Origin of the sequence: Kitasatospora sp. NPDC028055, assembly GCF_040637885.1 — a bacterium.
GTDB lineage: Bacteria > Actinomycetota > Actinomycetes > Streptomycetales > Streptomycetaceae > Kitasatospora.
The window spans coordinates 36,535-51,729 of sequence record NZ_JBEZXE010000025.1 but is presented as its reverse complement, the minus strand read 5'-3'; the positions used below and the strand labels follow the sequence as shown (position 1 = coordinate 51,729).

At 75.6% G+C, this 15,195-nt stretch carries 9 protein-coding genes; 2 read left to right on the top strand and 7 right to left on the bottom strand.

Going from position 1 to position 15,195, the window contains the following annotated elements; translation table 11 throughout:
• The first annotated feature begins 39 nt into the window (after positions 1-39).
• Positions 40-6,912 carry an amino acid adenylation domain-containing protein gene (locus tag AB0F71_RS23625; protein WP_360237708.1) on the top strand — a complete coding sequence of 2,291 codons (6,873 nt, stop codon included), beginning with the start codon at positions 40-42 and terminating at the stop codon, positions 6,910-6,912.
• A 14-nt stretch (positions 6,913-6,926) separates the two neighbouring features.
• Positions 6,927-8,150 carry an acyl-CoA dehydrogenase family protein gene (locus tag AB0F71_RS23620; RefSeq protein ID WP_360237706.1) on the top strand — a complete coding sequence of 408 codons (1,224 nt, stop codon included), beginning with the start codon at positions 6,927-6,929 and terminating at the stop codon, positions 8,148-8,150.
• Positions 8,151-8,450: 300 nt separating this feature from the next.
• Here AB0F71_RS23620 and AB0F71_RS23615 read toward each other — a convergent pair whose 3' ends face one another.
• From AB0F71_RS23615 to AB0F71_RS23585, 7 genes are all read right to left on the bottom strand, one after another.
• Positions 8,451-8,987: an isochorismatase family cysteine hydrolase gene (locus tag AB0F71_RS23615; protein ID WP_360237704.1), complete on the bottom strand. Its 537-nt coding sequence runs from the start codon at positions 8,985-8,987 to the stop codon at positions 8,451-8,453.
• A gap of 50 nt (positions 8,988-9,037) precedes the next feature.
• The gene (locus tag AB0F71_RS23610; protein ID WP_360237702.1) at positions 9,038-10,066 is read right to left on the bottom strand and encodes a 3-oxoacyl-[acyl-carrier-protein] synthase III C-terminal domain-containing protein; all 1,029 of its coding nucleotides are present in this window, start codon (positions 10,064-10,066) and stop codon (positions 9,038-9,040) included.
• 35 nt (positions 10,067-10,101) lie between these two features.
• Entirely contained in the window at positions 10,102-11,760 is a 1,659-nt protein-coding gene (locus AB0F71_RS23605) for an FAD-dependent monooxygenase (RefSeq protein WP_360237700.1), read from the bottom strand.
• 99 nt (positions 11,761-11,859) lie between these two features.
• Entirely contained in the window at positions 11,860-12,867 is a 1,008-nt protein-coding gene (locus tag AB0F71_RS23600) for a ketoacyl-ACP synthase III (protein WP_360237698.1), read from the bottom strand.
• A gap of 206 nt (positions 12,868-13,073) precedes the next feature.
• On the bottom strand, positions 13,074-13,541 hold the full coding sequence (locus AB0F71_RS23595) for a MarR family transcriptional regulator (protein WP_360237695.1): 468 nt from the start codon (positions 13,539-13,541) through the stop codon (positions 13,074-13,076).
• A 45-nt stretch (positions 13,542-13,586) separates the two neighbouring features.
• A complete protein-coding gene (locus tag AB0F71_RS23590) occupies positions 13,587-14,093 on the bottom strand; it encodes a MarR family transcriptional regulator (RefSeq protein ID WP_360237693.1) in 507 nt (168 codons plus the stop codon).
• A gap of 102 nt (positions 14,094-14,195) precedes the next feature.
• The gene (locus AB0F71_RS23585; RefSeq protein ID WP_360237691.1) at positions 14,196-15,167 is read right to left on the bottom strand and encodes an aldo/keto reductase; all 972 of its coding nucleotides are present in this window, start codon (positions 15,165-15,167) and stop codon (positions 14,196-14,198) included.
• Positions 15,168-15,195: the final 28 nt, after the last annotated feature.

The window sequence follows — 15,195 nt, the reverse complement described above, 5'->3', positions numbered from 1 at the left end:
GCCTCCTCCCCTCTCCCCCCACGCAAGGACCGATCCGCCATGGCAACAGCACCAGCACCGGCAACAGCAGCACCAGCACCGGCACCGGCCGCCGACGAGAAGCTGCTCGGCTACCTCAAGCGCCTCACCGTCGACCTGCACCGGACCCGCGAGCGCCTGCGCGAAGTGGAGGAGGGCGGCCGGGAGCCGATCGCCATCGTCGGCATGGCCTGCCGCTACCCGGGCGGCGTCGACTCGCCCGAGGCCCTGTGGCGGCTGCTGGCCTCCGGCGGGGAGACCGTCGGCGCGTTCCCCCGGGACCGCGGCTGGGCGGAGGGCCTGCACGACCCCGCCGACGGCGGGGGTCCGAGCCTGACCGGCTCCGGCGGCTTCCTGCGCGACGCGGCCGACTTCGACGCGGCCTTCTTCGGCATCAGCCCGCGCGAGGCGCTGGCCATGGACCCGCAGCAGCGGCTGCTGCTGGAGACCGCCTGGCGGGCCTTCGAGGACGCCGGGATCGACCCGGAGTCGGTGCGCGACAGCGAGACCGGGGTGTTCACCGGGCTGTCCTGCCTGGACTACGGGCAGGGGCGCGGCGAGGTGCCCGAGGAGGCGGAGGGCTTCCTGACCACCGGCTCGGTGGGCGGCGCCGCCGCCGGCCGGATCTCGTACACGCTGGGCCTGCGCGGCCCCTCGCTGACCGTGGAGACGGCCTGTTCGTCCTCGCTGGTGGCGCTGCACCTGGCCGTGCAGTCGCTGCGTCGCGGCGAGTGCACGATGGCGCTGGCGGGCGGTGCGACGGTGATGTCCACCCCGCAGCTGTTCACCGAGTTCACCCGGATGCAGGGGCTGTCGCCGGACGGCCGATGTCGCCCGTTCTCGGCGCAGGCCGCGGGCAGCGGGCTCGCCGAGGGCGTGGGCGTGCTGCTGGTGGAGCGGCTGTCGGACGCCCGGCGGCTGGGCCACCCGGTGCTGGCCGTGGTGCGCGGCAGCGCGGTGAACCAGGACGGTGCCAGCAACGGCTTCACCGCGCCCAGCGGCTCGGCCCAACAGCGGGTCGTCCGGCAGGCGTTGGCCGACGCGCGGCTCTCGCCCGGTGACGTCCAGGTGGTGGAGGCGAGCAGCACCGGCACCCCGCTCGGCGACCCGATCGAGGCCCGCGCCCTGCTGGCCGCCTACGGGCGCGACCGGGACCCAGGGCAGCCGCTGCGGCTCGGCTCGCTCAAGCCCAACATCGGGCACACCCAGGCGGCGGCGGGCGTCGCCGGGGTGATCAAGACCGTGCTGTCGCTGCGGTACGGGCGGCTCCCCGCCACCCTGCACGTCGCCGAGCCGACCCCGCACGTGGACTGGTCGGCGGGCGCGGTCGAGCTGGTCGCCGAGGCGTGCGACTGGCCGCCGAGCGCGGGGCCCCGGCGGGCCGGGGTGTCCTCGCAGGGCATCACCGGCACCAACGCCCACGTGATCATCGAGGAGGCCCCGGCCGCCCCCGCGGCGGGCGAGCGGACCGCGCCGGACCGTCCGGAGCTGCTCACCCTGTCGGCGAAGACCCCGGTCGCCCTCGCCGAACTCGCCGCTCGCTACGTCGAGTTGCTCGACGCCGACCCCGCCGGCCGGTCGCTCGCGGCGCTCTGCCGGACCACCGGCCTCGGACGGGCGCACTTCCCCCACCGGCTCACCGCCGTCGCCTCCTCCACCGCCGAGCTGCGCGGCCTGCTCGCCCGGACCGGCCCGGACGGGGCGCTGCCCGCCGGGGTCCGCCGCGGGGCCCGTACCCCGGAGGGCGCCCGCGGGCCGGTGTTCCTGTTCACCGGCGGCCCGGACGGGCAGTTCGCCGACGCGGCGGCCGAGTTGGCCGCGACCGAGCCGGTCTTCCGGGGCGCCCTGGAGCGGTGCGCGGAGGAGCCCGGCGCCTGGCCCTCGGCGTTCGCCGTCCAGTACGCGCTGGCCGAGCTGTGGCGGTCCTGGGGCGTGCAGCCCGCCGCCGTCCTCGGGCACGGCGCCGAGGGCGAGGCGGTGGCCGCCTGCGTCGCGGGCACCGGCGCCAAGAGCCCGGCGGAGGCGCTGCGGGCGGCGCGCGCGACCGCCCCCGCCCCCGCCGCCGACGCGGACCGGCGGTTCGCCGAGGGCCTCGCCGCGCTGCTGCGCGAGGGGCACCGCGGCTTCGTGCTGCTCGGCCCCGCCTCCCCGCTGCTCGACCGGGCCCGGGCGGAGGCCGGGGACGCCGGGTTCCTGCCGTCGCTGCGCGCGGGGGAGGACGCCCGGCGCACCCTGCTGGACGGCCTCGGCGCGCTGTACGTCCGGGGTGCCCGGATCGACTGGGCGCGGGTGCACGGCGAGCCGGTCGGCCCGCCCGTGCCGCTGCCCGGCTACCCGTTCCAGCGCGAGCGCTACTGGCTCTGGAACGGCAGCCCCCGGCCGGAGGGGAGGCCGGCGCACGGCGGTGGCGGGCCGCTGGTCGCGCAGGTGCGGCTGGTCGGCGCCGACGGCACGCCGGTGGCCCTGGCCGAGGGCGTACGGCTGGAGCCGGTGCCCGGTGCCGATCGCCCGGAGCGGTCCGTACCGAGGGAGGCCGTACCGAGGGAAGCCGGACCGGGGGAGACCGCACCCGGCGAGGCCGCGCCCGGGGACCAGGGCGTCGACGTCGCCGAGCTGGTGGTCGGCATCGTCGGCCGGGCGCGCGGCGCGGCCGTCACCGGCGAGGACCTGCACCGGCCGCTGCGCAGCCTGGGCGCCGACTCGCTGATCGCGATGGACATCCGGCAGACCCTGGCCCGGCGGCTCGGCGTCGACCTCCCGCTGCCCGAACTGCTGGACGGCCGGAGCGTGGCCGAGCTCGCGCAGCGCGTCCGGGCCTCGTACGGCGGCGCCGCCGCCACCACCCCGGCGGAGCGGCCCGGTGCGGCGCTGGTCGCCGACCCGGCGGCCCGGTACGAACCGTTCCCGCTCACCGACCTCCAGCAGGCCTACCTGGTCGGCCGGACCGACGCCTTCGAGCTGGGCAACGTCGCCACCTCCTTCCTGGTCGAGCTCGACCTCACCGACACCGACCTCGACCGGCTCGCCGCCGCCCTGCGGCAGCTGATCGACCGCCACGACATGCTCCGCGCGGTGGTCTCCCGGGACGGCTACCAGCGGGTGCTCGCCGAGGTCCCCGCGTACCGGATCGCCACCGTCGACCTGCGGGCCCTCGACGCGGCCGAGCGGGCGGAGCGCCTCGCCGAGACCCACCGGGAGCTGCGCGACCGGGTCTTCGACACCGAGGCCTGGCCGCTGTTCGACGTCCGGGCGAGCCTGCTGGACGACCGCACCACCCGGCTGCACCTCACCTTCGACGCGCTGATCGTCGACGGCCGCAGCTCCGGCGTGCTGTTCCGGGAGTGGGCGCAGGCCTACCGCGACGGCGCCCCCGCGACGCCCGCCCCCGGCGTCAGCTACCGCGACTACGTGCTCGCCGCCGCCCGGACGGACGCCGAGCGGCGCGCGGACTCGCTCGCCTACTGGCAGTCCCGCCTCGCCACCCTGCCGTCCGCGCCCCGGCTGCCGCTGCGCCCGGGGGCGCTACCGCGCCGACCGGTGTTCACCCACCGCACGGCCCGGATCGAGCCGGCCGAGTGGCAGCGCTTCCAGGCGAACGCCGACGCGGCGGGCGTCTCGCCCTCGGCGGCCCTGTGCGCCGCGTACGCGCAGGTGGTGGGCGCCTGGAGCGAGTCGCCGCGCTTCACGCTCAACCTGCTGGCGTTCCACCGGCGGCCGCTGCACGAGGACGTCGCCCGGGTCCTCGGCAACCTCAGCACGACCACCCTGCTGGAGGTCGACGCCGCCCCCGCCGAGTCCTTCGCCACCGGCGCCCTGCGGCTCCAGCACCAGCTGCTGACCGACCTCGACCACGGGTACGTCAGCGGCGTCGAGGTGCTGCGCGAGCTCAACCGCACCCGGGGCGGGACGGGACTGGCGAGCATGCCCGTGGTGTTCACCAGCACCATCGGCTTCTCGGCGCAGGACGCCTCCGGCGAGGGCGGCGGTGCCCTGACGGCGCTGACCGGGCTCGGCCGCTCCGGCCGACTGGCCTCCAGTTCCGTCCGCACCCCGCAGGTCTGGCTCGACCACCAGGCCCTGGAGGAGGCCGGCGAACTGGTCCTGAACTGGGACGTGGTCGAGGAGGTGTTCCCCGACGGCGTGGTCGACGCCATGTGGGAGGCCTACCGGGAGCTGGTCCGGGAGCTGTGCGGCGAGGGGGCGTGGCGCCGACCGGCCGCCGTGCCCGTGCCCGCCGCCGACCTGGCCCTGCGACGGGCCGTCAACGCCACCGACGCCCCCGTCCCGGCCGAACTGCTGCACGACGGGTTCCTGCGCCAGGCCGCGGCCCGGCCGACCGCCCCCGCCGTCATCACCGCCGACCGGACGCTGAGCTACGGCGAGCTGGACCGCCGCTCCGACCGGATCGCCCGCCGGCTGATCGCGCACGGCGCGGGGCCGGGGGTGCCGGTGGGCATCGTGACGGACAAGGGCTGGGAACAGGTGGTCGCCGCGCTGGGCGTCCTCAAGGCCGGGGCCGCCTATGTGCCGGTGGACGCCGCGATGCCGGCCCGCCGGCTCCGGATGATCGTCGAGACCGCCGGCATCGGGCTGGTGCTGACCCGCTCGGCGCTCGCGGACACCCTCGAACTGCCGGACGGCACACGCTCGTTGAACGTCGACACCGAGTCGGCGGACGGCGTCGGCGACGGTAGTGGCGACGGCCTCCCGCTGCCGCCCTCCCCGGCCCGGCCCGAGGACCTCGCGTACGTCATCTTCACCTCGGGCTCCACCGGCGTCCCCAAGGGCGTGATGATCGAGCACACCGGCGCCGTCAACACGATCCGGGACGTCAACGACCGCTACGGCGTGACCGCCGAGGACCGCGTCCTCGCGCTGTCCGCGCTCAACTTCGACCTCTCCGTCTACGACGTCTTCGGCCTGCTCGCCGCCGGTGGCGCCGTCGTGCTGCCCGACGAGGCCGCGCGGCGTGAACCCGCGGCCTGGCTGGAGCTGGCCGAACGGCACCGGGTGACGGTCTGGAACAGCGTCCCCGCGCTGATGGAGATGTTCACCGAACACCTGCGGGCCGTCGGCGGCACGCCCCCGCTGCGCCTGGCGCTGCTGAGCGGCGACTGGATCCCGGTCACCCTCCCCGAGGCCGTCGCCGAGCTGCTGCCCGGCACGCGCGTCCACGCCCTGGGCGGCGCGACCGAGGCGTCCATCTGGTCGATCCAGCACCCGGTCGAGCGGACGGACCGGGAGCGGGCGAGCATCCCGTACGGCCGGCCGATGCGCAACCAGCGCTTCCACGTGCTGGACGAGGCGCTGCGGCCGCGCCCGACCCTCGTCCCCGGCGACCTGTACATCGCCGGCACCGGCCTGGCCCGCGGCTACCTCGGCGACGAGGCCAGGACCCGCGCCGCCTTCCTCCACCACCCGGTCACCGGGGAGCGGCTCTACCGCACCGGCGACCTCGGCCGCTACCTGCCGGACGGCGAGATCGAGTTCCTGGGCCGCGCGGACTTCCAGGTGAAGATCCAGGGGCACCGGATCGAGCTCGGCGAGGTCGAGGCCGCGCTGCTGCGCCTCCCGGGCGTCCGGGCCGCGGCCGCGGTGGCCGAGGGCGAGCCGGGCGGGCCCCGACGGCTGGTCGGGTACGTGGTGGCCGACACCGCGCCGGCCGAGGACTCCGAAGGCTTCGAGGAGGAACTGCGCACGGCACTCGGCCGGGAACTGCCCGGCTACATGGTGCCCGCCCGGATCGTCCGGCTCGACGAACTGCCGCTGACCGACAACGGCAAGGTGGACCGCCGCCGGCTGCCCGCGCCGCCGGAGTCCGCCCCGCGCTCCGCCGGGACCGTCCCGCCGCGCGACGCCGTCGAACGTCAACTCGCCGGGATCTGGGCCGAGTTCTTCTCGAGCACGGCCACCCGGGAGCTCGGCGTCACCGAGGACTTCTTCGACCTCGGCGGCGACTCGATGCTCGCGGTGCGGATGATGGCCCGGATCCACCGGGCGACCGGGCGCTCGCTCCCCGTCGCCACCCTGCTCGCCCGCCCGACCGTCGCGGCGCTCGCCGAGGTGCTGCGCGAGCGGCCCGGCCCGGCCGCCGACGAGGCCCGGGCCGCGCTGGTCCCCGTCCGGGCCGCCGGCAGCCGGCCGCCGCTGTTCCTGATCCACCCGGTCGGCGGCGACGTGCTCTGCTACGCCGGGCTCGCCGCCCTGCTGGACACCGAGCAGCCGGTGCACGCCCTCCAGTACCCCGACCCCGACCCCGCGCCGCGCAGCGTGGCCGAGCTGGCCGCCCACTACGTGGACGCGATCACCGAGCGCTTCCCGAACGGCCCGTACCGGCTCGGCGGCTGGTCCATGGGCGGGGTGCTCGCCCTGGAGGCCGCCGCGCTGCTCACCGCCCGGGGCGCCACCGTCGAACTGGTCGCGGCCGTCGACCTGTTGGAGCCGCCCGGCCCGGCCGGGCCGCAGTCCGACGCGGCCCTGCTGGCCCGCTTCGCCCGCGACCTCGCCGGGCTGGCCGGACGCGACTGGCACCCCGGCCCGGAGGCCTTCGAGCCCACCGGCGACCGCACCCCGACCGAGGAACTGCTCACCAGGGCCCGGCAGGCCGCCGTCCTCCCGGACGACGTCGACCCCGCCACCCTGGACCGGCTCGCGGGCCGCTTCCTGCACCTCAGCCGCGCCCTGGCCGAGCACCGGCCCACCCCGTACCGGGGCCGGGTCAGGCTGCTGCGCGCCATGGACGGGGCCGGCACCGGCACCACCCGGCAGTGGCTGGACCTGCTCGGCGACCGCGCCGAGGCCGTCGACCTGCCCGGCGACCACTACAGCGTCATGCGCCCGCCCCACCTCCAGACCCTGGCGGCCGAGCTCGACAAGGCGCTGAACGACCTGTGACCGACAGCCACCGGATGAACCGGACGGAACCGATGAACCGGATGAAGCCGATGGACCGGACGAAGCCGACGGACCGGCCGGACCGGCCGAGCTTGGAGGACGAGCGGATGACCGTCGTCGAACTGCCGCCCCGGGCCCCCGAGTCGGGGCTCACCGCCGACGACGTACTGGAGCGGGTCCGGGCCTACGCCGCGACCCTGCCGGCCCGCGCGCCGGAGGTCGAGCGGCAGGGCCGGATCCCGGCCGACCTGCTCGACGGCCTCCGGGCCACCGGCCTGCTGCGCGCCGCCCTCCCGCCCGCCCTGGGCGGGGTCGAGCTGACCGCGCCGCAACTCACCCGGGCCGTCGACCTGTTGGCCGAGGGCGACGCCTCGGTCGGCTGGTGCGCCGCCGTCGCGCTGAACGCCTCGCTCGCGGTGGTCTCGCTGCCCGCCGAGGTGTTCGCCGAGCTGTTCCCGGACCCGGACCTGATCACCGCCACCGTGCTGCCGCCGCTCGGCCGGTCCGCCGCCCACGACGGCGGGTACCTGCTCTCCGGCCGGTGGCCGTCCGCCAGCGGGATCACCCACGCCGACCGGGTATTGGCCGGCTTCCTGACGCCCGACGGCGCCCCGCGGGTCGCCGTCCTGAACGCCGCCGACGTCCGGGTGCTCGACACCTGGCACACCACCGGGCTGCGCGGCACCGGCTCCCACGACTTCGAGGTCACCGACCTGTTCGTCCCGGACCGGCACACCTTCACACCCCCGGCGGCCGGCGCCCCGCAGCCGCTCCACCTGCGCGCCGACAACCTCGCCCTCAAGATGGCCGGCGTCCCGCTGGGCATCGCCCGCTCCGCGCTGAGCTGCGCCCGGGAGCTGCTCACCGCCCGCGGCCCGGCCCTGCCCAGGCCCTCCGCCCCGGCCGAACTCGCCCACGCCGAGGCCCTGATCGGCGCCGCCGACGCCTACGTCTACACCACCCTGGACCGGGCCTGGGCCGCCCAGGCCGCGGGCCGCGCCCCCGAACGCGGCACCGCCGCCCTCGCCCGCCAGTACGCCCACCGCGCCTGCCGGGAGGCCGTCCAGCACCTCTACGACCTGGTCGGCGCGGCGGCCGTCTACACCGAGCGCACCCCGCTCGACCGCTGCCTGCGCGACGTCGTCACGGCCGGCCGGCACGTCGCCTCCGCCGAACGCATCCTCGACGCCGTCGGCGAGCTGCGCCTCGGCGGCGACCCCTCCTCGCCCCATCTCTGACCGGGTGGTCGGCCGGCGTCGACCACATCCGGACAACTGCGAACCGGGGGTCCGGGGTGCGATCCGGCCCGGAGCGCGGGTGGAGGATTCACGGAGCAACCGAGGCACTCATGGCCGCCGTCCCCGGACGGCGGCCATCGTCGTCGCCGAACGACGGCCGCCGAACGAGGGCGCCGACGCAGAAGCGCTCGGCCGGGAAACCCGGCCGAGCGCTTGGACGAACTGATCAACGGCGGCAGGATACCGCCCGCGCACCGCTGCGGCCCCCGGGCGGGGGCTCGGCGGCGACGCGCTGGCGGGTTAGGCCGCGGGGGTGAGCAGGGAGTCGGTGCGGGTGACGGTGACGCCCATGCGGTGGAAGGCGTCGATGGCGGCGGTGTGGCCCTGGGGGGAGAGGGCGGCGACGGCGTCCTCGACGACGGTGGTGGGGTAGCCGAGGTTGACGGCGGTGCGGACGGTCTCGCCGACGCCGTACTCGGTGGCGATGCCCGCGACGACCAGGTCGGTGGCGCCGAGGCGGTTGAGCCGGTCGGCGAGGTCGGTGCCGGCGAAGGCGTCGATGCCGTACTTGGTGACGACCTCATTGCCGGGGCGGGCGGCGACCTCGGGGGCGAAGCGGTTGAAGGCGGAGTCGGGTCCGCCGTCGCTGCCGTCCATCCGGGCGTAGCGGACCAGGACGACGGGCCGGCCGGCGGCCTCGAAGGCGGCCTTGAGCCGGGCGGCGGAGCGGACCACCTCCGGGCCGCTGAGCGGGGCGACCGGGCGGCGGACGATCCACTGCTGGAGGTCGACCAGCACCAGGACGGTGCCGGGGGTGAGGGCGGGGGTGTCGGGCATCGGGGTTCCTCGGTGGTCAGTTCAGTCGGTGACGGGTGGCGGCCGGTCGCTCACTCGGCGGCGACGAGCAGGGCGGTCCAGGTGAAGCCGGCACCGGCGCTCAGCAGGATGGCGATCCGGCCGGGTTCGAGCAAGCCGCGGGCGTGCAGGTGGGCCAGGCCGGCGGCGGCGTCGCCCGCGCCCAGGTGGCCGGTGCGGGTGCCCAGGTCGAGCACCTCGACGCCGGTCAGCCCGAGGCGGTCGACGGCCGGGAGGTAGGCGGTCTCCAGGACGGTGCGGCCGAGCCGGGGAAGCAGCAGGTGGCTGAGCCGGGGGTCGTCCGGGGCGAGGCCGGCGTCGGCGAGGGCGCCGCGGACGGCCCGGGCCACGCCCTCGCCCGCGGTGGCGGCGAAGTGCGGGCCGAGGCCGTCGCCCAGGAAGGCCTTCTTGGTGCGCCGGATGTCGAGGGTCTCGCCGTTGGCGCGGGGTGCGGCGGAGAAGGCGTCGTGGCCGCGGTGCATGGACTCCAGGTCGGGGGCGGCGGCGGTGTGCGCGGCGAGCAGCCGGTACGGGCCGCGCTCGCGGTCCAGCACGAGCGCGGTCGCGCCGTCCCCGTACGCGACCCCGTAGTCGCCCTGCCAGCGGTCGAAGCCGGGGGCGGCGAAGCGGTCGCCGGTGGTGACCAGGGCCCGCTCCAGGGCCGGGTCGGCGGCCAGCCGGACGGCCGCCAGCTCGACGGCGGTGGCCCCGCCGTTGCACATCTGCTGGACGCCGAGCGGCACCGCCCGTACGGCGCCCGCGTGTTGGGCGACGTAGTGGGCGGGGGACCAGAAGTCGTGCCCCTGGTGGTAGATCCAGGCGTGGACGACCAGGCCGATGGACTCGGGCGGGCAGCCGGCCTCGCCGATCGCCTTGGCGGCGGCGAGGACGGCCATCTCGGGGCCCGACGGGCCGTCGCTGACGGGCAGTTCGAGGTAGCCGTCCTTGGCGGCGTTCTCGGCGGTGACCCGGCCTCCGGCGACGGCCGCCGCCGCGGTGTCCGTGGTCGGGGGGAGCCAGTCGACCACGGCGGCGATCCGGGGCGGTGGGTCGAAGCGCATCGGGGCGGTCCTTAGGGGAGGGTCGGCGGGCGGGGTCAGCGGGCGGGGTGGTGCAGGGCCTCGTCCAGCAGGGCGGTGATCCGGTGCGCCTCGTGCAGCGGGAGCCGGGTGTGGACGTGCTGGTCGGGGCGGACCAGCACCACGGAGCCGCGCCCGGAGCCGCGTCCGGCCGGACGACCGGAGCCGCGCCCGGAGCCGTGCGGCCGGGTGCCCGGGCCCGGCTCGGCCGGCGCGCCGTCGTGCAGGGTGCCGGTGGCGTCCAGCACCCGGACGTCCAGCAGCCCGGGGTGGCGCTTCTCGGCCTCCGCCAGGGCGCGGGCGACCCGCGGCGGCAGGGCGGTGCCGGGCAGTTCGACCAGCAGGGTGTGCTGGAGGTCGGAGACGGCCTCGCGCAGCGACAGCCGGCGGCCGAGCCGGCGGTCCCAGACCTGCCGGTCGGGGGTGAGCGCCCCGGGCACGAAGCGGTGGCCCCAGAGCTTCCAGCTGCGCAGCCTGGTCTCCCGGCCCTCGCCGTAGACGGTGCGCAGGCCGGCCAGCCAGGGGATGTAGTCGAGGTCGAACAGGCCGAACCGGGAGGCGGCCGAGGCGGCCCGGTCGCGGGCGGTGACCTGGGCGGGCTTGCGCAGCAGCCAGGCGCGGGTCTGCAGGTCGGCCTGGCGGACGACGGCGCGGGCGACCTGGGTGCGCTCGGTGTGGTAGCTGTCGAGCAGCGGGGCGCCGGCCTCGCCGCGCCAGACCAGGGCGAGCTTCCAGGCGAGGTTCTGGGCGTCGGTGACACCGGTGTTGAGGCCCTGGCCGCCGGCCGGGCTGTGGATGTGCGCGGCGTCGCCGACCAGGAACACCCGGCCCTCGCGGTAGCGCTCGGCGTGCCGGGCGTGCACCGCGAAGGTGCTGGTCCAGGCGGAGTCGCGGAGGGTGAGGCCGCCCGGGCCGCGCTCGTCCACGACCTGCTGCATCAGTTCCAGGGTGGCGTCCTCGGGGGCGAGGCCGGGCGGGAGCGAGGTGAAGACCCGGGAGCGGCCGCCGGGCAGGCCGATGATCACCAGCACGCCGCGCGAGGAGCAGAAGTAGTGGGCGGCGTCGTGCTTGAGCGGGCCGTCCACGTAGGCGTCGACCAGCATGAAGGTGTTGGGGTAGGTGAGGCCCTCGAAGCTGAGGCCGAGCAGCTCCCGGACGGTGCTGCCGGCCCCGTCGCAGCCGAGGACGTACGCGTACTCGGCGCTCCGCTCGGTGCCGTCGGCGCCGCGCAGCACGGCGACCACGTGGTCGGGGTGCTGCTCCAGCGCGGTGAGCGAGGTGCCGCGTTCGACCTCGCCGCCGAGCCGGGTGACGGCGGCGCCGAGCAGGTCCTCGATCTCGGGCTGCGGGAGGATCACCGGCTGGGCGCGACCGGTCAGGTCGAGCGTGGCGATCGGGCGGCCCTCGGAGTAGTAGTGGAAGGCGTCGACCGGCAGGCTGCGGGCGGCGGTGCCGGCCGGGTCGGCGAGCCGGCGCAGCACCTCCAGGGTGCGCGGCCAGACCAGCAGGGCCTTGGTGAGCGGGGAGGGCGCCGGGGCGCGGTCGACCAGGTGGATGTCGACGCCGCGGCGCAGCAGTTCGGCCGCGGAGGTGAGTCCGACCGGGCCGGCGCCGACGATCAGTACGGGCCGTCTGCCGGTGGGACGGGGGGCGGTGGGGTCGGCGCTGCTGGTCACGTCTCTTCTCTCGTACGGGTGTCGGGCGGGTGCCGGCCGGTTGCGGTGCGGGTTCCCGTCGTCGTCAGGGGTGGGGTGTGCCCCGGTGGGGCGCCTGGGCTACGCGGCGGCGTGCCAGCGCAGCAGGCTGCTGCCGATCGACATGCCGCCGCCGAAGCCGGAGAGCAGCACCAGTTCGCCGTCGCGCAGGGCGCCGGCGCGGTTCGCGGCGTCGAGGGTGATCGGGACGGAGGCGGCGCCGGTGTTGCCGTACTCGGCGACGGTGAGGTGGGTGCGGGCGCGGTCCAGGCCGAGCGAGGGCAGGATCTCGGCCAGCATCTGGCCGTTGGCCTGGTGCGGCACGAAGTGGTCGACCTCGGCGCCGGTGCGGTCGGCCCGGTGGAGCAGTTCCTTGACCGTGAACGGCAGCCGCTCGGTGACGAACTCGCGGACCTCGCGGCCGTTCATGGCGAACCAGTGGGCGCCTTCGGCCAGGCTCTCGGGCGAGGCGGGTCTGCGGCTGCCGCCGGCCGGGACCCGGATGGTGCGGTGGTACTGCCCGAAGGTCTCCAGCAGGGAGCTCTCGATGCCGTAGCCGGCCGGGACGGGGCCGAGCACGACGGCGCCGGCGCCGTCGCCGAACAGGACGGCGGTGCGGCGGTCGGTGGGGTCGATGATCCGGGAGTAGACGTCGGCGCCGATCACCAGGGCGTGGCCGCCGTCGGCGATCAGGCGGTGGGCGGTGTGCAGGGCGAAGGCGAAGCCGCTGCAGACCGAGTTCAGGTCGAAGGCCGCGGCCTGCTCGGCGCCGATCAGGTCCTGCACGATGGCGGCCGTGGCGGGCTGCGGGTGGTCGGGCGTGGAGGTGGCCACCACGATGTGGTCGAGCTGGCCGGGGCGGATCCCGGCGTCGGCGAGGGCGGCCCGGGCGGCGTGCGCGGCGAGGTCGGAGGTGGCCTCGCCATCGGCGGCGTAGCGCCGCTCGCTGATGCCGGTCTTGCGGTGGATCCACTCGGCGGTCACGCCGGCCCGGGAGCCGACCAGGGTGTTGTCGACGGCGTTCGCGGGCAGGTGCGACCCGGTGCCGAGGATGCCGATGGACGTCGCGTGCTGCTGCGCTGTCTGCATGATCGATACAGTATCAGAGGCCTGACTTAGGTCAATGCCTTGTCCAGTATCGCAATGTTAATGAGTAGGTGAACCATAGGCTGTATCCGAAGCATGGGTGCCCGGCCCCGGAAAAGGGAAAGGCCGCCCCCTCGGCGCCCCGGGTGGTGATCGGGCGTCCAGGGGGCGGCCTTCCGCCCTGCCTCGCGGTGCTGCCGCGGTGCGGCTCAGTCGGTCTTGCGCAGAGCCGCCGCGGAGCGTTCCAACAACTCGCGCAGCTGGGCCTGCTCGGAGTCGTCGAAGGCGTCGGTGAGTCGCTTCTCGACCCCCCGGGCCAAGGTGTCGGCCTTCTTCGCCAAGGTGCGGCCGGAGCGGGTGAGCTTGGCCACCAGCACCTTCTGGTGCACGCTCGACGTCTCACGGGTGATGAGGCCCTTGTGCTCCAGGTTGGTCAGGATCGTGGTCATGGTCTGCGGCGTGACCATGCACTCCCGGGCCAGCTGTGCCCCGGACATCCCGGAGGACTGTTGGAGCACGAGCAGGGTCACGTACTGCGGAACCGTCAGGTCGACGGTGCGCAGCGCGCGCGTCTTCTCGCCGATCAGCGCCTGCTCGGCCCGCTTGATGGCATGGCCCAGGCGGTCGTGGAAATCGAGCGGAGCTGAGTTCGGCTGGTTGGAGCTGTTATCGGTCACAGTGATCGCATCCCTGGCTGCCCCCCACGGCGGATTATTCGGACTTTAAGGTACATCAGTGGGCTGATCAGTCGCTACGTACGAACTGATCCGCGCCGACGGGTCGGCCTCCGGTGCGGACACCGCTGCCACGGCGCGCCGCAACAGTGAGCGGAAAGCCACCACCTCCTCCGCCAGGAACGAGCTGACCAGTTGCTGCTCGGCCGTGTGCTCGGCCGCCTCGCCCCGGACGGTCAGGGCCCGCCCCTCCTCGGTCAGCCGCGCGGTGAAGACGTGCGAGTGGACCGAGGAGACCTGCCGGCGGACCAGCCCGCGCCCCTCCAGCGAGACGAGCCGGGTGGCCATGGTCTGCGGCGTGACCAGGCAGTGCCGGGCCAGCTGCGCCCCGGACGCGTCCGGGTGCTCGGCCAGCACCCGGAGGGTGAGGTACTGCGGCACGGTCAGGCCGACCGTCCGCAGCGCCCGGCCGCGTGCGGCCATCATGGTCTGCTCACACTGTTTGAGGAGGTGTCCCAGCCTTCGGGAGGGGACGTCCTGGTCGGGGGGAGCCACGGGGCCTCCTCTGTGGTCGGAACCTGAAGTGCTACTCAGAACCTTAATACTTCGTAGAGCCCTGAGTTACAACTCGGAGAACGAACTCGTTTGTGGCGCACGTCAGTAGCGGGTTCCGACGGGGGCCGGGAGGGAGTCCAGCACGGAGAGATCGTCGGCGCTCAGCAGGACCTCGGCGGCCGCGGCGTTCTGCTCGATGTGGAGCCGGCGGGTGCTGCCCGGGATCGGCACGACGTGCTCGCCCTGGGCCAGCGTCCAGGCCAGCGCGACCTGGGCGGGGGTGGCGCCGTGCCGGGCGGCGACCTCCTGGATGCCGTCCGAGATCCGCTGGTTCTGCGCCCGCGCCTCCTCCTGGAAGCGCGGCAGCCGGGCCCGGAAGTCGTCCTGGTCCGGCGCGTTCTCGCCGTCGAAGCGGCCGGCCAGGAAGCCCCGGCCGAGCGGGGAGAACGGGACGAAGGCGGCCCCGTTGGCCTTGCACCAGGGCAGCACCTCGGCCAGCGGGTCCCGGCTCCACACCGACAGTTCGGACTGCACGGCGCCGACCGGGGCGATCGCGTGCGCCGCGTCCAACTGGGTGGCGGACACCTCGCACAGGCCCAACTGCACGATCTTGCCCGCCTGCTGGAGCTCGGCCAGGGCGCCCCAGCTCTCCACCAGCGGGACCCTCGGGTCGACCCGGTGCAGGTAGTAGACGTCGATCCGGTCGGTGCCCAGCCGGCGCAGCGAGCCCTCGACCGCGGCGCGCAGGTGCTCCGGCCGGCCGTCGGCGGACACCTGCACCGAGCCGAGGTGGGACTCCGGGCCGGCCTTGAGGCCGCCCTTGGTGGCGAGCACCACCTGCTCGCGCAGCCCGCCGCGGAGCGCCTCGCCGAGCAACTCCTCGTTGGTGAAGGGGCCGTAGAGGTCCGCGGTGTCGAGCAGGGTGATGCCGAGGTCGACGGCGTGCCGGATGGCGCCGATCGACTCCTCGGTGCTCTGCAGCTGGGAGGTGTACACCCAGTTCATCCCCATGCAGCCGAGGCCGATCGGGCCGACGGCCGGTCCCTCGGCGCCCAGGGTGCGCTGCTGTGCCATGAAGTCTCTCCTTGTGGTTGGTGCGGAT